17 protein-coding genes are annotated in these 15,665 nt (G+C 70.9%); 8 read left to right on the top strand and 9 right to left on the bottom strand.

Annotated features, from left to right (window positions below):
• The first annotated feature begins 22 nt into the window (after positions 1–22).
• Positions 23–973 carry an FAD-dependent oxidoreductase gene (locus ACZ7DE_RS06755; RefSeq protein WP_470758640.1) on the top strand — a complete coding sequence of 317 codons (951 nt, stop codon included), beginning with the start codon at positions 23–25 and terminating at the stop codon, positions 971–973.
• Between the two features lie 9 nt (positions 974–982).
• Here the strand turns inward: ACZ7DE_RS06755 and ACZ7DE_RS06750 are convergent, their stop codons facing one another.
• The 3 genes from ACZ7DE_RS06750 to ACZ7DE_RS06740 all read right to left on the bottom strand — a co-directional run bounded on the left by ACZ7DE_RS06750 (position 983) and on the right by ACZ7DE_RS06740 (position 4,455).
• Positions 983–2,140 (bottom strand): GNAT family N-acetyltransferase, encoded by a 1,158-nt coding sequence (locus tag ACZ7DE_RS06750; RefSeq protein ID WP_470758639.1) that lies wholly within the window; start codon positions 2,138–2,140, stop codon positions 983–985.
• Positions 2,141–2,305: 165 nt separating this feature from the next.
• Positions 2,306–3,193: a class A beta-lactamase gene (gene bla / locus ACZ7DE_RS06745; RefSeq protein ID WP_470758988.1), complete on the bottom strand. Its 888-nt coding sequence runs from the start codon at positions 3,191–3,193 to the stop codon at positions 2,306–2,308.
• Entirely contained in the window at positions 3,187–4,455 is a 1,269-nt protein-coding gene (locus ACZ7DE_RS06740; RefSeq protein ID WP_470758638.1) for an MFS transporter, read from the bottom strand. Before ACZ7DE_RS06740 ends, bla begins: the two co-directional genes overlap by 7 nt.
• A 177-nt stretch (positions 4,456–4,632) precedes the next feature.
• Here ACZ7DE_RS06740 and recO point away from each other — a divergent pair, with 177 nt between their 5' ends.
• The 3 genes from recO to ACZ7DE_RS06725 all read left to right on the top strand — a co-directional run bounded on the left by recO (position 4,633) and on the right by ACZ7DE_RS06725 (position 6,869).
• Positions 4,633–5,382 (top strand): DNA repair protein RecO, encoded by a 750-nt coding sequence (gene recO / locus ACZ7DE_RS06735; RefSeq protein ID WP_057574747.1) that lies wholly within the window; start codon positions 4,633–4,635, stop codon positions 5,380–5,382.
• Between the two features lie 16 nt (positions 5,383–5,398).
• Positions 5,399–6,250, top strand: coding sequence for an isoprenyl transferase (locus ACZ7DE_RS06730; RefSeq protein WP_470758637.1), 852 nt, complete (start codon positions 5,399–5,401; stop codon positions 6,248–6,250).
• Positions 6,251–6,326: 76 nt separating this feature from the next.
• Positions 6,327–6,869 (top strand): hypothetical protein, encoded by a 543-nt coding sequence (locus ACZ7DE_RS06725; protein WP_470758636.1) that lies wholly within the window; start codon positions 6,327–6,329, stop codon positions 6,867–6,869.
• A gap of 41 nt (positions 6,870–6,910) precedes the next feature.
• On the opposite strand, the gene ACZ7DE_RS06720 is transcribed toward ACZ7DE_RS06725, so the two are convergent.
• From ACZ7DE_RS06720 to ACZ7DE_RS06705, 4 genes are read right to left on the bottom strand one after another with little or no spacing between them, the layout of a single operon-like run.
• Positions 6,911–7,330, bottom strand: a complete 420-nt coding sequence (locus ACZ7DE_RS06720; protein ID WP_470758635.1) for a Fur family transcriptional regulator — start codon at positions 7,328–7,330, stop codon at positions 6,911–6,913.
• Between the two features lie 59 nt (positions 7,331–7,389).
• Complete coding sequence (locus ACZ7DE_RS06715) at positions 7,390–8,292, bottom strand: metal ABC transporter permease (protein WP_470758634.1); 903 nt, start codon at positions 8,290–8,292, stop codon at positions 7,390–7,392.
• Positions 8,292–9,068, bottom strand: coding sequence for a metal ABC transporter ATP-binding protein (locus ACZ7DE_RS06710; RefSeq protein ID WP_470758633.1), 777 nt, complete (start codon positions 9,066–9,068; stop codon positions 8,292–8,294). Before ACZ7DE_RS06710 ends, ACZ7DE_RS06715 begins: the two co-directional genes overlap by 1 nt.
• 17 nt (positions 9,069–9,085) lie before the next feature.
• Positions 9,086–10,042: a metal ABC transporter substrate-binding protein gene (locus ACZ7DE_RS06705; protein ID WP_470758632.1), complete on the bottom strand. Its 957-nt coding sequence runs from the start codon at positions 10,040–10,042 to the stop codon at positions 9,086–9,088.
• Between the two features lie 207 nt (positions 10,043–10,249).
• Between ACZ7DE_RS06705 and ACZ7DE_RS06700 the strand changes: the two genes are divergently transcribed.
• Positions 10,250–11,632, top strand: a complete 1,383-nt coding sequence (locus ACZ7DE_RS06700; RefSeq protein ID WP_470758631.1) for a glycine--tRNA ligase — start codon at positions 10,250–10,252, stop codon at positions 11,630–11,632.
• 83 nt (positions 11,633–11,715) lie between these two features.
• Here ACZ7DE_RS06700 and ACZ7DE_RS06695 read toward each other — a convergent pair whose 3' ends face one another.
• Positions 11,716–12,096 (bottom strand): hypothetical protein, encoded by a 381-nt coding sequence (locus ACZ7DE_RS06695; RefSeq protein WP_470758630.1) that lies wholly within the window; start codon positions 12,094–12,096, stop codon positions 11,716–11,718.
• Positions 12,097–12,260: 164 nt separating this feature from the next.
• Between ACZ7DE_RS06695 and ACZ7DE_RS06690 the strand changes: the two genes are divergently transcribed.
• On the top strand, positions 12,261–13,103 hold the full coding sequence (locus ACZ7DE_RS06690; RefSeq protein ID WP_470758987.1) for a helix-turn-helix domain-containing protein: 843 nt from the start codon (positions 12,261–12,263) through the stop codon (positions 13,101–13,103).
• On the top strand, positions 13,085–13,366 hold the full coding sequence (locus tag ACZ7DE_RS06685; RefSeq protein WP_470758629.1) for a DUF397 domain-containing protein: 282 nt from the start codon (positions 13,085–13,087) through the stop codon (positions 13,364–13,366). Before ACZ7DE_RS06690 ends, ACZ7DE_RS06685 begins: the two co-directional genes overlap by 19 nt.
• On the opposite strand, the gene ACZ7DE_RS06680 is transcribed toward ACZ7DE_RS06685, so the two are convergent.
• Positions 13,345–14,457 (bottom strand): endonuclease/exonuclease/phosphatase family protein, encoded by a 1,113-nt coding sequence (locus ACZ7DE_RS06680; RefSeq protein ID WP_470758628.1) that lies wholly within the window; start codon positions 14,455–14,457, stop codon positions 13,345–13,347. The two genes, ACZ7DE_RS06685 and ACZ7DE_RS06680, sit on opposite strands and share 22 nt — an antisense overlap.
• Before the next feature lie 182 nt (positions 14,458–14,639).
• Between ACZ7DE_RS06680 and ACZ7DE_RS06675 the strand changes: the two genes are divergently transcribed.
• Positions 14,640–15,650 (top strand): aldo/keto reductase, encoded by a 1,011-nt coding sequence (locus tag ACZ7DE_RS06675; RefSeq protein ID WP_470758627.1) that lies wholly within the window; start codon positions 14,640–14,642, stop codon positions 15,648–15,650.
• Positions 15,651–15,665 lie beyond the last annotated feature (15 nt).

The following is a 15,665-nucleotide window of genomic DNA, read 5'->3' as shown; positions in this document are numbered from 1 at the left end:
GGTCTCGACCCGAGGAGACGACGTGCCGGCACCAGCGGTAGTGATCGGCGCCGGCGTGATCGGACTCACCACGGCGGTCCGTCTCGCGGAAGCGGGCCGGGAGGTGCGGGTGGACGCCGAACTGCTCCCCGCCGACACGACCTCGGCCGCCGCGGGCGCCTCCTGGGATCCGTTCCTGGCCGAACCCGCCGACCTGGTGGAGCGCTGGAGCCGGGAAACCCTCCGGGTCCTCCTGGAGCTCGGCACCGATGCCCGAACGGGCGTCCGCCTCGTCGAGGGCACGCACGAATCGCGTGTGCCGCGGGACGTGCCGGCCTGGGCCCCCTCGGTGGACGCCCGGCCGTGCGATCCGGACGACCTGCGACCGGGTTACGCCGAGGGATGGCGCTACCGTGCCCCCGTCGTCGACATGCCCGCGTACCTGGCCTATCTCGTCGACCGGTTGACCGCGTCCGGCGGCCGGCTCCGCCGGCACCGCCACGCCTCGCTCGATGAGGCACTGGCGGAGGCGTCCGTCGTCGTGAACTGCACGGGAACGGGCTCGCGCGCCCTGGTCGAGGACTCGTCCGTCCAGGCCGTGCGAGGCCAGCTCGTCATCGTCGAGAATCCGGGCATCCAGACCTTCTTCTGCGACGACACCCCCGACGCCGAGGAGCTCACCTACATCTATCCCCAGTCCGACGTGGTGGTCCTGGGCGGCACCTCGGACTGGGGGAGCTGGGACCTGCGCCCTGACCCGGCGGCCGCCCGGGACATCGTCCGGCGCTGCGTGGAGGTCGAGCCTTCTCTGGCAGGCGCACGGGTGGTCGGACACCGTGTGGGGCTCAGGCCGGTCCGGCCCGAGGTCCGGCTGGAGACGGAGCACCGTGACGGCACGCTGCTGCTGCACAACTACGGGCACGGCGGTGCCGGGCTGACCCTGTCCTGGGGATGTGCCGCCGAGGCCGCCGCTCTGCTCCGCGCCGCCGAGTAGTCACGCTGCTCACTCCCGGATCTGCCACTGCCTGCGTCCGGCCGTCCCCGCCTCGGGCCCTCGCCGGTAGAGATACAGCCAGGTCCTGGCAGCCAGGACGCAGGCCAGCGCGGCCGTCCACGGCCAGCTGGTGGTCTTCGTCGCGACGACTGCCGCGCCGATGAGCGGCGAGGCCGCCGTGAACGCCATGAGGACGATCTCGGCCGGGCTCTTGCGGAACCGGTGGGCGATGGAGAACTCGGACCACTCGTACCAGGCGAGGCCCGCGCTCAGCAGTGCGGCGAGCACCATGGTCGTCTTCGGATCTCCACTGGCCTGGGCGTAGGTCACGGGCAGGGAGATGAGGAAGGGCAGCACACCACCGTATTCGGAGAGGATGTTGCCGTACTTCATGATCTTCCCGAACGTGTTCGAGTGGATGCGCGCCAGTTCTCCCGAGGCGCTGGCGTAGACGATCAGGGACAGCACGGTGCTGAACGTCGCGCCGATCAGCAGAAGACGCACGTCGTCGGGGAAGCGCGTCGAGGTGAAGGCGAAGCCGAGGAGGAAGGTGATGGCCGCCAGGATCGCGCCGGAGAAGGCTATGCCTGCCGCAGCCTCACCGGACTGAAGGGTCGCGGGGTCGTCCTGTTCGAAGCGGGTGACTTCCACCGCCGGTTCTCCTCGCAAGGACACCAGGGCGGTCACGGCCTGATCCCGGGGCGCGAGAGACTCGATCAGCTGTGTCCGTGCCCGTAAGGGCACCAGGTAGCGCGTGTCGGGGTCGATGTACTCGACGCGGCTCTTGTGCTGGTAGTGAAGGCAGATGCCGTCGGGATCCCGGCTGGTGTGCATGACACGCGTGCCGATGAAGCCGCTCCTCAGCAGGAGCTTCGACGGGGCCGGCTCCGCGGTGTCGACCACGGCCGAGAACAGCGGTGCGGGGCCGGGGAGTTGTGAGATCCGCTGCGACAGCTCGTCCAGGAGACGAAGAGCCACACCCTGGCGGCGCAGGTCGGCGCGGACGGCGATCACCGACAGGCGGACGTGGTTCGGTGAGGGCTTCTCCGCCACGGCGCATCCCACGATCTCGCCGTCCGATTCCGCCACGCGGACCAGGTCCACGGCGATCGACTCGGTCAGCAGGGCCGTAGGCAACACCTCGGTGCCCTCGCATGTCTCCGTCAACAGCCCTGTGATTCCCGGCAGATCGCCAGAATGCGCGTTTCGGGTCGACCATGCGCTCATGCCGCCTGCGCCCCCTCGCTGCGTCCGGCGACGCAGGAGGGCGACCGCCCCCGTGCGCCTTCGTCGGCCCTGCTCCCCAAGTCGTTTCGATCCTACCGACGGCCGCTAGCCCAGCCCCTCCGCCAGCACCCCCGCCGTCTCCACGATCAGGGCGTGGTCGTAGGCCGCATCCCGGTCGGGCTTGGTGAGTTGGACCGCGAGGACGACCGGGGCGCCGTCCGGGGTCCAGGCGATGCCGGCGTCGTTGTTCGCGCCGTACCAGCCGCCGCCGGTCTTGTCGGCGACCGTCCAGGTCGAGGGGAGGCCGGCGCGGAAGCGGTTGGCGCTGGTGACGGTGCCCAGCATCCAGTCGGTCAGGCGGCGGCGGTCGGGGGCGGCGAGTGCGTCGCCGAGGACCAGCCGGGCGTAGGTGCGGCCGATCGCGTACGGGCTCGTGGTGTCGGTGGTCCGCCACGGCTCGGCCGAGTTGAGCTCCGGCTCCCAGCGGTCGAGCCGGGTGACGCGGTCGCCGACGGAGCGGGCGAAGCGGGTGATCGCGGCGGGGCCGCCCAGCTCGCGCAGGAGCAGGTTGCCGGCCGTGTTGTCGCTGTGCTGGATCGCCGCTGCGGACAGCTCGGCGATCGTCATGCCGTCGGCGACGTGGTCCTTGGTGATCTCGGAGTTCTCCACGACGTCGTCCGCCGTGTAGTGGACGCGCCGGTCCAGGGCCGTCTCGTCCAGGTCCCGCAGCACGGCCGCCACGGCGAGGGTCTTGAACAGCGAGCAGACCGGGAAGAGCTCGTCGGCGCGGTGGCGGACGCGGCGGCGGGTGCGGACGTTGTACGCGAACACGCCGAGCCGGGCGTCGTGCCGGGACTCCAGGTCGCGCAGGCGGGCGGCGACGGGGTCGGCGCCGGTGTCGGCGGCGGCCCGCGCGGGGCCGGCGGCGAGCAGGGCGGCGCCGGTGGCCGCGCCGGCCGTCAGCAGGGTGCGGCGAGTGGTCGAGCCTAAGATCGTTCTCTCCGTCCGTCGGGAACCAGGGCCTCTCTGGTCACGGACGTCTCCTGCCGCCTCCTGGTTGCGAGCAGCAGCGCCGGCGTGGCCAGCGAGACCGCGCCCGCCAGGGCGAGAGCGGTGCGGGGCGTGGTCGCGGCCGCCACCACGCCCCACAGGGCCGTGGACGCCGCGATGGCCGCCTTGGTGCCGACCGACCACGCCGACAGCGTGCGGACCACCCGGTCCGTCGGGGTCAGTTCGAGGCGCGCCGTGGCGAGCACCGGGTTGTACACGGCCGAGCAGGCGATCAACCCGAACTCCACGGCCATCACCAGCGCCAGACCGCCCACGCCGGGCCCGACGAACGCCAGCCCGATCGGCCAGCAGGCGCGCAGCGTCCCCGCCGTCAGCAGGACCCGGCGGCGGCCGTGCCGGGCGACCAGCCGCGGCGCCAGCCGGGAGCCGAGCAGGCCGCCCGCGCAGGGCACGGCGAAGGCGAGCGTGAACTGCCAGGAAGCGAAGTGCAGCGGGCCCAGCATGAGCACGGCCAGCAGCGGCATCCCGGCCATGATCAGGCCGTTCACCAGCATCGTGTTGAGGAACAGCGCCCGCAGCGAGGGGTGCGCGAACAGGTGGCGCCAGCCGGCGAGGAGGTCTGCGGCGGTCAGCCGGCCCGCCGGGTCCTTCCGCGCCGACGGCTCCGGCTCCCGCCCGCCGATCGCGCGCAGGCCGAGCGCCGACAGGAGGTAGCTGACCGCGTCCGCCGTCACCGTCACCACCGGCCCGAACAGGCTCATCAGGGCGCCGCCCAGGGGCGGCCCCAGCATGGTCGTCGTCCACAAAGTCGACTCGAACCGGCCGTTCGCGACGAGCAGGTCCTCCGGCGGCAGCAGCGACTTCAGGAACGCGCCGCTCGCCGCCGTGAACGAGATGTCGGCCGCCGCCACGACCACCGACACCAGCAGCAGCTGAGCGAGACCGAGCCCGCCGGACACGAACGCCACCGGGACGCTCAGCATCGCCGCGCACCGCACCAGGTCCGCCGCGATCATCACCGGACGCTTGCGGCGGAACTCCACCCACGGCCCCAGCGGCACCGCCAGCACCGCGCCCACCGCAGGACCCACCGCCGCCAGCGCCGCCACCTGGGACGGGCCCGCGTGCAGCTCCAGCACGGCGATCATCGGAAACGCGTTGAACGCCAGCCAGGTCCCCAGGCCGCTGACCGCGTACGCACCCCACAGCCACCCGAAGTCGCGCCCCAGCGCCCGCCTCGCCACCCGAGGGATGGTAGCGGGCGGGCACGCCACCCTCTTGGCGTAGGCGAGAATGGGGGCCATGAGCCTGTTCCGCGACGACGGCATCCTGCTGCGCCCCCAGACACCGGGGAAGGCAGGGCGCGTCGTGCCGCGACCGGACGGCGGGCCACGCCCCCGGCAGGCTGCCGGCGGTGCGCGATGAGCCTCTTCCGGGACGACGGCATCGTCCTGCGGACCCAGAAGCTCGGCGAGGCGGACCGCATCATCACGCTGCTGACCCGCGGGCACGGCCGGGTGCGGGCCGTGGCGCGGGGGGTGCGGCGGACGAAGTCCAAGTTCGGGGCCCGTCTGGAACCCTTCTCCCACGTCGACGTGCAGTTCTTCGCCCGAGGCAGCAGCGAACTGGTCGGACGCGGACTGCCGCTGTGCACGCAGAGCGAGATCATCGCCCCCTACGGCGGCGGCATCGTGACGGACTACGCCCGCTACACCGCGGGGACGGCCATGCTGGAGACCGCCGAGCGGTTCACCGACCACGAGGGCGAGCCGGCCGTGCAGCAGTACCTGCTGCTCGTCGGGGCGCTGCGGACCCTGGCCCGCGGCGAGCACGCCCCGCACCTCGTCCTCGACGCGTTCCTGCTGCGGTCACTGGCCGTCAACGGGTACGCGCCCAGCTTCGGCGACTGCGCCAGGTGCGGAATGCCGGGGCCCAACCGGTTCTTCTCCGTCGCCGCCGGCGGCTCGGTCTGCGCCGACTGCCGGGTGGCCGGCAGCGTCGTACCCTCGCCGCAGACCCTGGTCCTGCTCGGCGCGCTGCTCACGGGAGACTGGGAGACGGCGGACGCGTGCGAGCCGCGCCACGTCCGGGAGGGCAGCGGGCTGGTGTCCGCCTATCTGCACTGGCATCTGGAGCGCGGCCTGCGCTCCCTTCGGTATGTGGAAAAGTGAAGGAGACGAGAGGCACATGGTCGTACGCGGGTTCCTGGGGCGGCAGCGTCGGGAGTACAGGACGCCCGAGCCGCACCCGTCCGGCGCTCGCCCGCCCAAGCTCCCCGGTGAGCTGGTCCCCGAACATGTGGCGATCGTCATGGACGGCAACGGCCGCTGGGCCAAGGAGCGCGGGCTGCCGCGCACCGAGGGGCACAAGGTGGGCGCCGAGCAGGTCCTCGACGTGCTGCAGGGCGCGGTCGAGATCGGCGTGCGCAACGTCTCGCTGTACGCCTTCTCCACCGAGAACTGGAAGCGCTCGCCCGACGAGGTCCGCTTCCTGATGAACTTCAACCGCGACTTCATCCGCAAGAGCCGCGACCAGCTCGACGAGCTGGGCATCCGGGTGCGCTGGGCGGGCCGGATGCCCAAGCTGTGGAAGTCGGTCGCCAAGGAGCTCCAGGTCGCCCAGGAGCAGACCAAGGACAACGACCGTCTCACCCTGTACTTCTGCATGAACTACGGCGGTCGGGCGGAGATCGCGGACGCCGCGCAGGCGTTGGCGGAGGATGTGAAGGCGGGACGTCTCGACCCCTCCAAGGTGACCGAGAAGACCCTCGCGAAGTACCTGTACTACCCGGACATGCCGGACGTCGACCTGTTCCTGCGGCCGAGCGGCGAGCAGCGCACCTCCAACTACCTGATCTGGCAGAGCGCGTACGCGGAGATGGTCTTCCAGGACGTCCTGTGGCCGGACTTCGACCGCCGCGACCTGTGGCGGGCGTGCGTGGAGTTCGCGTCCCGGGACCGTCGTTTCGGCGGTGCCACCCCGAACGAGGTGCTGCTGTCCCTGGAGGGAAGGACTTCGGAGCAGGAGCCCGGCTCGTAGCAGCGGACGCGGGCGTCCGGCTGTCCCACCCGGCCGTTACGATCACGGCTCGTCACCGAGTGACCGGGGAGGGGCCGTGGGCGAAGAGCAGGCCGTGGGCGTGCGGGAGGACGCGGTGGTGCTGGAGTACGAGCACCACCGCGACGACATGGAGGACGCCGTCAGGCTGGTGTCCCGCAAACAGCGCCGGGTGGGTCTGATCCACCGGCCGGTGTTCCTGGCGTGCGTCGCGCTGGCCGGGGCGGTGCTGCTCGTGCTGAGCGTCCGCGACGGCGACGGGGCCGGAATGTCGTTCGGCTTGATGTTCGTGGTGTGGCCGGTGCTGATGCACTTCGCGCCGCGTCTGTCGGCCGCGCAGTTGCTGAAGGCGAACCGGCACCACGGCCGGATCCGGGTGTCCGTCGGACCGGAGGGCGTGCGCACGGTGAGTGCGCACGCCGACCTGCGCATGGGCTGGGCCAACTACGGCAGCTACGCCGAGTCGGAGAGGGTCTTCGTCCTGCGCAGCCCCGACAAGGCCGGCCACTGCGCGATCGTCCTGGTCAAGCGGGGCGCCCGCACCTCCGAGGACGTCGACCGCCTGCGGGCCGTGCTGGACGGCCGGCTGCCGCGGGTCTGACCGCCGGCGCCCGCCCGTGGGGCCGGCGCCGCACGGGCGGCTCAGCCGGCGGCGGCCTCCGCGCAGTCGGAGCACGTGCCGAAGATCTCCACCGTGTGCGCCACGTTCACGTAGCCGTGTTCCGCCGCGATGGCCTCGGCCCACTTCTCGACCGCCGGGCCCTCGACCTCCACGGCCTTGCCGCAGACGCGGCAGACGAGGTGGTGGTGGTGCTCGCCGGTGGAGCAGCGCCGGTACACGGACTCGCCGTCCGAGGTGCGCAGGACGTCGACCTCGCCCGCGTCGGCGAGGGACTGCAGGGTGCGGTAGACGGTGGTCAGACCGACCGAGTCGCCCTTGTGCTTGAGCATGTCGTGCAGGTCCTGCGCGCTGCGGAACTCGTCGACCTCGTCGAGCGCCGCCGCCACGGCGGCGCGCTGCCGGGTGGCGCGGCCCTTCACGGGCGGTCCAGCGGTCGTCACCGTTGTCTCCTCACGTCTGCGGCTTGCCGGGCCATTGTGCCAGCACGGTCTGTGCGCAGTCAGACGCCGACCTCGTCCCCCGATGCCCTCGTGGCCGGAATCGTGCACTCCGCGGGGTCCCCCGCGGGCTGCGCGGCCGCCAGCGCGCGGGCGCGGCGGCGGGCCAGCGGGGCGGCCAGCACGCTCAGCGCGATGAACGCGGCGATGGTCAGCAGCACGATCGTCGCGCCGGGCGGGACGTCCTGGTAGTACGAGGTCACGGTGCCGCCGATGGTCACCGTCACGCCGATCGCCACCGCGATGGCGAAGGTCGCGGCGAAGCTGCGGCTGAGCTGCTGGGCCGCGGCCACCGGGACGACCATCAGGGCGGACACCAGCAGCAGGCCCACCACGCGCATCGCGACGGTCACCGTCACGGCCGCCGTGACCGCCGTGAGCAGGTTCAGGGCGCGCACGGGCAGCCCGGTGACCCGTGCGAACTCCTCGTCCTGGCTGACCGCGAACAGCTGGCGGCGCAGGCCGAGGGTGACCAGCACCACGAAGCCGGCGAGCAGGCAGATCGCCGTCACGTCCGACTCCGACACCGTCGACAGCGAGCCGAAGAGGTACGACGTCAGGTTGGCGTTCGAGCCCGTCGGCGCGAGGTTGATGAACATCACACCGCCGGCCATGCCGCCGTAGAAGAGCATCGCGAGGGCGATGTCGCCGCGGGTCCTGCCGTACCAGCGGATGAGTTCCATGACCACCGCGCCCAGCACCGACACGGCCGTCGCCATCCACACCGGTGACCAGGACAGCAGGAAGCCGAGGCCGACGCCGGTCATCGCGACGTGGCCGATGCCGTCGCCCATGAGGGCCTGGCGGCGCTGGACGAGGTAGATGCCGACGGCGGGGGCCGTGATGCCGACCAGGACCGCGGCGAGCAGCGCCCGCTGCATGAAGGCGTAGTTCAGGAGGTCCATCAGCTCAGCAGTCCCGTGCGGATCGGTTCGGCGCCCGCGGGTGCGTGCGGGTGCACATGGTCGTGGCCGGGCAGGGCGTGCTGGCCCACGGCCCGCGGGGGCGGCCCGTCGTGCAGCACGCAGCCGTCGCGCAGGACGACCGCCCGGTCGATGAGGGGTTCCAGGGGGCCCAGTTCGTGCAGGACCAGCAGGACGGTCGTGCCCGCCGCGACCTGTTCCCGCAGGGTGTGCGCCAGCACCTCCTGGCTGGCCAGGTCGACGCCCGCCATCGGCTCGTCCATGATCAGCAGCTCGGGTTCGGAGGCGAGCGCGCGGGCGATGAGCACGCGCTGGTGCTGGCCGCCGGAGAGGGCGTCGACGTTGTCCTTCGCCCGGTCCGCCATGCCGACGAGTTCCAGGGCCTGCCGTACGGCCGCGTGGTCGGCCTTGCGGAAGACGCCGAAGCGGGTGCGCGAGAGGCGGCCGGAGGAGACGACCTCGGTCACCGTGGCCGGGACCCCGCCCGCGGCCGTCGTGCGCTGCGGTACGTATCCGATCCGCGCCCAGTCCCGGAACCGGCGGTGCGGGGCGCCGAACAGCTCGATCTCGCCGGCGGCGATCGCGACCTGGCCGATGACGCTGCGCACGGCCGTGGACTTGCCGGAGCCGTTCGCGCCGAGCAGGGCGACGACCTCACCGCGCCGCACGGTGAGGTCGACGCCCCGCAGGACGGGGCGCGAGCCCAGCTCGGCGCGGACACCGCGCATCGAAATGACGGGCTCGGCCAACGCGTCCATGACGCCCTCCGTAGTGGTCACTTGGTTCCCAGGGCCGTCTGCAGCGCCTTGAGGTTGGCCTGCTGGACCGAGAAGTAGTCCTTGCCGCGGGACTTCTCCGTGATGCCCTCGATCGGGTCGAGGACGTCGGTCCTGAGGTGCGCGTCGGAGGCGATGGTCTTCGCGGTCTTGTCGCTGACGAGCGTCTCGTAGAACACGGTCGTGACGCCGTCCGCCTCGGCCATCTTCTCAAGCTCCCTGACGCGGGCTGCGCTGGGCTCCGACTCGGGGTCGAGGCCGTTGATGGCCTCCTCGGTCAGGCCGTAGCGCTCGGCGAGGTAGCCGAAGGCGGCGTGCGTGGTGACGAAGACCTTCGTCCTCGTGTTCGCGAGCCCCTTCTCGAACTCGGTGTTCAGGTCGCCGAGCTTCTTCACCAGGGCCGCGGTGTTGGCCTTGTAATCGGCCGCGTGGTCCGGGTCGGCCTTCTCGAAGGCCTTGCCGACGCCCTCGGCGACCTGGGAGTACCTCACCGGGTCGAGCCAGATGTGGGGGTCGAGGCCGGACAGCTCCTCGTTCTCGTGGTCGTCGTGCTCGGCCGCGTGCCCGCCGACCTCGTTGCCGTGCTTCTCCAGCGTGGTGAGGGAGGCCGCGTCGATCTTGGTCTTGACCTCGGACTGGGCCACCGCGTCGTCGACGGAGGGCTGGAGGTTCTTGAGATAGAGCACCGCCTCGGACTCCTGCAGAGCGGCCGTCTCCTTGGCGCTGATCTCCAGGTCGTGCGGCTCCTGGCCGGGCTGGGTGAGACTGGTGACGTTCACATGGTCCCCGCCTATCTGCTCGGCGAGGTAGGCCATCGGGTAGAACGACGCGACGACGTCGAACTTGTCCGTGTTGGCCGCGGCCGCGCTGTCGGAAGAGCAGGCGGAGAGGGTGCCGAGACCGAGGGCGGTGGCCGCCGCGACCGCCGTGCCGGATATGAGTCGTCGTACGTTCATGACAGTCATTTTCAACAAATATGGAAACCGTTGTCAACAAGGCGTCGGGTGAGGGCCGCGTAAGGGACCGGTAAGGCCCGAAGGGCTGCGGTATGGCCCCTGGGAACGGGGTCCCGATTTGGTTGAGGGGGAGTCCCCGCCGGTACCCTGAAGTCTTCGCTGGAAGCACCTCGCTTCGTCGCCCGTCGTCGTTATGAAGAGAGCACCGTGGCCGCCGACAAGATCGACACCATCGTCAGCCTGAGCAAGCGCCGTGGCTTCGTATTCCCCTGCAGTGAGATCTACGGCGGCCAGCGTGCCGCCTGGGACTACGGACCGCTGGGTGTCGAGCTCAAGGAGAACCTGAAGCGCCAGTGGTGGCGCTACATGGTGACGTCGCGCGAGGACGTGGTCGGCATCGACTCGTCCGTCATCCTGGCCCCCGAGGTCTGGGTCGCCTCCGGTCACGTCGCCACCTTCTCCGACCCGCTGACCGAGTGCACCTCCTGCCACAAGCGGTTCCGCGCGGACCACCTGGAAGAGGCGTACGAGGCCAAGCACAAGCGCGCCCCGGAGAACGGCCTGGCGGACGTGAACTGCCCCAACTGCGGCAACAAGGGCCAGTTCACCGAGCCCAAGCAGTTCTCGGGCCTGCTCTCCACCCACCTCGGTCCGACGCAGGACACCGGCTCCATCGCCTACCTGCGCCCGGAGACCGCGCAGGGCATCTTCACCAACTTCTCGCAGGTGCAGACCACTTCGCGCCGCAAGCCGCCGTTCGGCATCGCCCAGATGGGCAAGTCGTTCCGCAACGAGATCACGCCCGGCAACTTCATCTTCCGCACCCGCGAGTTCGAGCAGATGGAGATGGAGTTCTTCGTCAAGCCGGGCGAGGACGAGAAGTGGCAGGAGTACTGGATGGAGCAGCGCTGGAACTGGTACACCGGCCTGGGCCTGCGCGAGGAGAACATGCGGTGGTACGAGCACCCGAAGGAGAAGCTCTCCCACTACTCCAAGCGCACCGCTGACATCGAGTACCGCTTCCAGTTCGGCGGCAACGAGTGGGGCGAGCTGGAGGGCGTCGCCAACCGCACCGACTACGACCTCGGCGCGCACTCCAAGGCCTCCGGCCAGGACCTCTCCTTCTTCGACCAGGAGGCCGGCGAGCGCTGGACGCCGTACGTCATCGAGCCCGCGGCCGGTGTCGGCCGCGCGATGCTGGCGTTCCTGCTCGACGCCTACGTCGAGGACGAGGCCCCCAACGCCAAGGGCAAGCTGGAGAAGCGCACGGTGCTGCGCCTCGACCACCGTCTCGCCCCGGTCAAGGTCGCGGTCCTGCCCCTCTCCCGCAACCCCGAGCTGTCGCCGAAGGCCAAGGGCCTCGCCGCCGCGCTGCGCCAGAACTGGAACATCGAGTTCGACGACGCCGGCGCCATCGGCCGCCGCTACCGCCGCCAGGACGAGATCGGCACGCCGTTCTGCGTGACGGTGGACTTCGACACCCTCGAGGACAACGCGGTCACCGTCCGCGAGCGTGACTCCATGAAGCAGGAGCGCGTCTCCCTCGACCAGATCGAGGGCTACCTGGCCGCGCGCCTGGTCGGCGCGTAGCCGCCCGCGGCATCCAGCAGACCGGGGCCGGCCCCGACGGGACTCCCGTCGGGGCCGGCCCCGCGTCGTGAGGCGGGGGCGCTTCATGAGGCGGGATGGCTGTCCCGCCGGTGGCCGCGGAGCAGGACGTTCGCGTCGGTCTCGGCGCTGTAGTCGTGCGCGGCGCGGGCCTCGGCGCGGCGCTGGGCGAGCTCCGCGCACTCCGGGCAGTCCGGCGTCGGCTCGGGCGGGCGGCGCAGGCCCAGCATGAACGGCCCGTCGGTGCGGGCCCGCTCGTTCGCCGCGCGGACCCCCGCGCGCAGCCGCTCGCGCTCGGTCGCCGGCCGCAGCTCGGCGGGGTCGGCCTGCCACTCCCGGCCGCCGCCGACCGGTCGCAGCATCGCGTAGGGGCCGGAGCGGTCCTGGTACTCGCCAACCTTGTCCGTGGCCGGGTCGTAGAGAAGGGCGCCGGGTTCGTGCTGCATGTCGTCCGCTCCTTTTGCCCAACTTCCATACTGAATGTGAGGGTTGGGCTACTCTGGGTGGTGGGGGTGTCGTCAGGATGACCTCCGGGCGGGCCGGACACGCCGTCGACGGACGCTGCGGAGGCGATCGGCGGCGCAAATTCCACAAATGCGGAGGGGGCGCGATGCCGGCGAGGCGGGTGGTCACGGGGCGCAGTCAGGAACCCCGGCGGCGGTTCGCGGAGGAACTGCGCTCACTGCGGGCGGCCAAGGGGGACAGCCTGCGGCAACTGGAGGAGGTGCTGGGCTGGACCGCGTCGACCTTCGGCAAGATGGAGGGCGGTCAGAGCCTGGGAAGCCCGGAGGTCGTGGAGGCGCTGGACCAGCATTACGGGACGACGCCGATGCTGCTCGCCTTGTGGGAGCTGGCCGTCGGCGACACCTCGCAGTTCAAGGAGCAGTATCGGCGGTACATGGAGTTGGAGGCGGGCGCGATCGGCCTCTGGCACTACGGCGTCAGCAGGCCGCCCGGGTTGCTCCAGACGGCCGGCTACGCGAGGGAAGCCCTCGCCGCGGGCGGCCTCACGGGGGAAGCGCTGGAGCAGCAGGTCGATGCGCGTGTCGGTCGGCGAAGCGTTCTGGAGGGGCCCGGCTCGCCGCCGTTCCGGGCGATCATCTCCGAGGCGGTGCTGCGCAATTCCTTGAGTTACCCAGTGGAGTGGCGGGGGCAGTTGGAGTACTTGGTGGAGGCTTCGGAGCACTCCAACATCACCCTTCATGTGCTGCCGTTCGGCACAGGGCTGCATCCGCTCGACGGCACGTCCGTGATGTTCCTGCGTCTCCCGGAAGGCCGAACAGTCGCCTATACCGAGTTCGACGTACGAGGTGAACTGGTGGAGGAAACCAGCAGGGTTGAGCGCCTACACCGTACCTATGATGGGGTTCGCGACCTGGCGCTCAGCCCTGCAGAGTCGCGGATGTTCATCCTGCGGATGTTGGAGGAAGTGCCGTGCGAGCCATCGACCTGAGCAGTTTGACGTGGCGCAAGAGCTCCCACAGCAACTCGGATGGCGGCGAGTGCCTCGAGATCTCGGACGACCTGCTCGATGTCGCCGCCTGGCGCAAGAGCAGCTACAGCAACTCTGACGGCGGCAACTGCCTCGAAGTCGCCGAAGGCGTCCCCTCCCTCGTCCCGGTCCGGGACAGCAAGGACCCGGACCGGGGCGTCCTGGTGTTCGGCGCTGAGGCATGGGGCCGTTTCGTCGGCGCCTACAGGTCGACGTCCATGTAGAGCGCCGCGTGGTCGGAGGCCGCGTCGACCGGCGAGGTCACGGTGTCGAAGGACTTGATGCCGTCCGCGAAGATGCCGCGGGTCTCCAGGCCGACGTGCTGCACCTCCTGCCACACCCCCGGCGACATCAGCAGGTAGTCGATCTTGTCCCGCTCGCTCTGGCACGGCTTGAACGTGCCGGGCAGTCCCTTGTAGGAGCGGTGGCTCATCGCGTCCCGCAGTCCGGCGCCCTCCAGTGTCACGACCGTGTCGCTGCTGGGGAAGTCGTTGAGGTCCCCGGCGACGATGACGTGCGGGGTGCGCTCCAGCGCGGCCCGGTAGATCTCCGCGACGCGTCTGGCCTGGGCCAGCCGCAGTGCCGGATCGTCGTTGGACTTGCTCTTCAGGTGGTTGCCGAGGATCACCAGGGGTGTGCCGTTGAGCCGGATCTCGAACTCGGGGCAGTCGCGGCTGAAGAGGCGCTCGTCGGGACGGTCCGGGTTGGTCTCGAAGATGTGGGTGCGCAGGGACGTGATCGGGTACCGGCTGAAGATCCCGATGTCGATGCCCCGGCTGTCGTTGCCGTCGATCAGCAGGGCGTAGGGGTAGGGCCGCCTGCCGAGCGCTCCGCCCAGCACCTGCGAGTTGAAGCGCTCCAGGGCGAGACGGTCCTCGACCTCGACGGTGAGCAGGACGTCGGCGTCGACCTCCGAGACCACCCGGCCGGTGTTGCGCACCGTCTCCAGGTCGAGGTCGTCCTGCCCCAGTTCGACCCAACCGGCCCATGCGGAACGGCCCTTGGCGGTGACCTCGATGTGGGGGTGCCTGCCCCGCCCCGGCGGCTTGAACAGTCCGGAGTCCTTGCCCGGGCGTGACTGGTTCACGTACATGGGCGGCGGGTCCTCCGGGTCGATCGCGTACGCCCGGTGCTTCTCGATGAGCCCGGCGATCTTCCTCTTGTCGTCGGCCGTGTACTCCGGCAGGTCGAGGAGAGCGCCCAGGGTGGCGAAGTCGTCGAGGATTTCCTTGCGCTCGGCCGGACTCTCGAGCCGGAAGGCCGTGGGTCGGCGGAAGAGGTTCTCCATGTTGAACGTGGCGATGCGGATGCTCATGACAGGCCTCCACGGCGGCGCGGAAGGGCCGCTCGGCCGGTGGCAGGCGCCGCCGGGGTGACTGCGCACCGACATATTCCATTGTCCTCGCCCTGCCGGGCGCGTCGACCGGACGGGCGGGGGGCGGCAGCTATGGAATGACAGATATTGAAATCTGTCAGCTGTCATGGCACTCTGAGGGCATGACGATGCGAACCCGTTCCCTCGGTACCACCGGACCTCAGGTCTCCGCCCTCGGCCTCGGCTGCATGGGCATGTCCGCGCTGTACGGCGACGCGGACCGCGGTGAGGCGATCGCGACCATCCACGCGGCGCTGGAGGCGGGCGTCACCCTCCTCGACACCGGTGACTTCTACGGCATGGGCAGTAATGAACTGCTGATCGGCGAGGCACTGCGTACCGCGCCCCCCGCGCTGCGCGAGCAGGCGCTGACCAGTGTGAAGTTCGGCGCGCTGCGCGGGCCGGACGGCTCCTGGGCGGGTTACGACGGCCGGCCCGCCGCCGTGAAGAACTTCGCCGCCTACTCCCTCCAGCGCCTCGGCGTCGACCACATCGACGTCTACCGGCTCGCCCGAGTCGACCCCGACGTGCCGATCGAGGAGACGGTCGGCGCGATCGCCGAGCTGGTGGAGCAGGGGTACGTCCGGCACATCGGCCTCAGCGAGGCCGGGGCGCAGACGATCCGCAGGGCCGCCGCCACCGCGCCGATCGCCGACCTCCAGATCGAGTACGGACTGATCACCCGCGGCATCGAGCGGTCGATCCTGCCGACCACCCGCGAGCTGGGCATCGGCATCACGGCGTACGGAGTCCTCTCCCGCGGCCTGATCTCCGGACACTTCACGGCCGCCCGGGAGCTCGGCGCCGGCGACTTCCGTCGTCACTCGCCGCGCTTCCAGGGGGACAACCTCCGGCACAACCTCACGCTGGTGGAGTCGCTGCGGAAGGTCGCCGAGGGCAAGGGCGTCTCCGTGGCCCAGCTCGCCATCGCCTGGGTGCTGGCCCAGGGCGAGGACATCGTCCCGCTGGTCGGCGCCCGTACCCGGGAGCGGCTCGCGGAGTCGCTCGGCGCGCTGGACGTCGTCCTCGACGGCGAGGACCTCGCGGTGATCGAGGCGGCCGTGCCGGACGGCTCGGCGGCCGGCGACCGGTACGCGGCCGCGGCCATGGTGCACCTCGACAGCGAGCGCTGACCACCCTGCCGGGTA

It is taken from the genome of Streptomyces sp. NPDC037083, assembly GCF_055606485.1.
The sequence above is the reverse complement of the archived record's forward strand: the minus strand, read 5'-3'. Positions and strand labels throughout refer to the sequence as shown.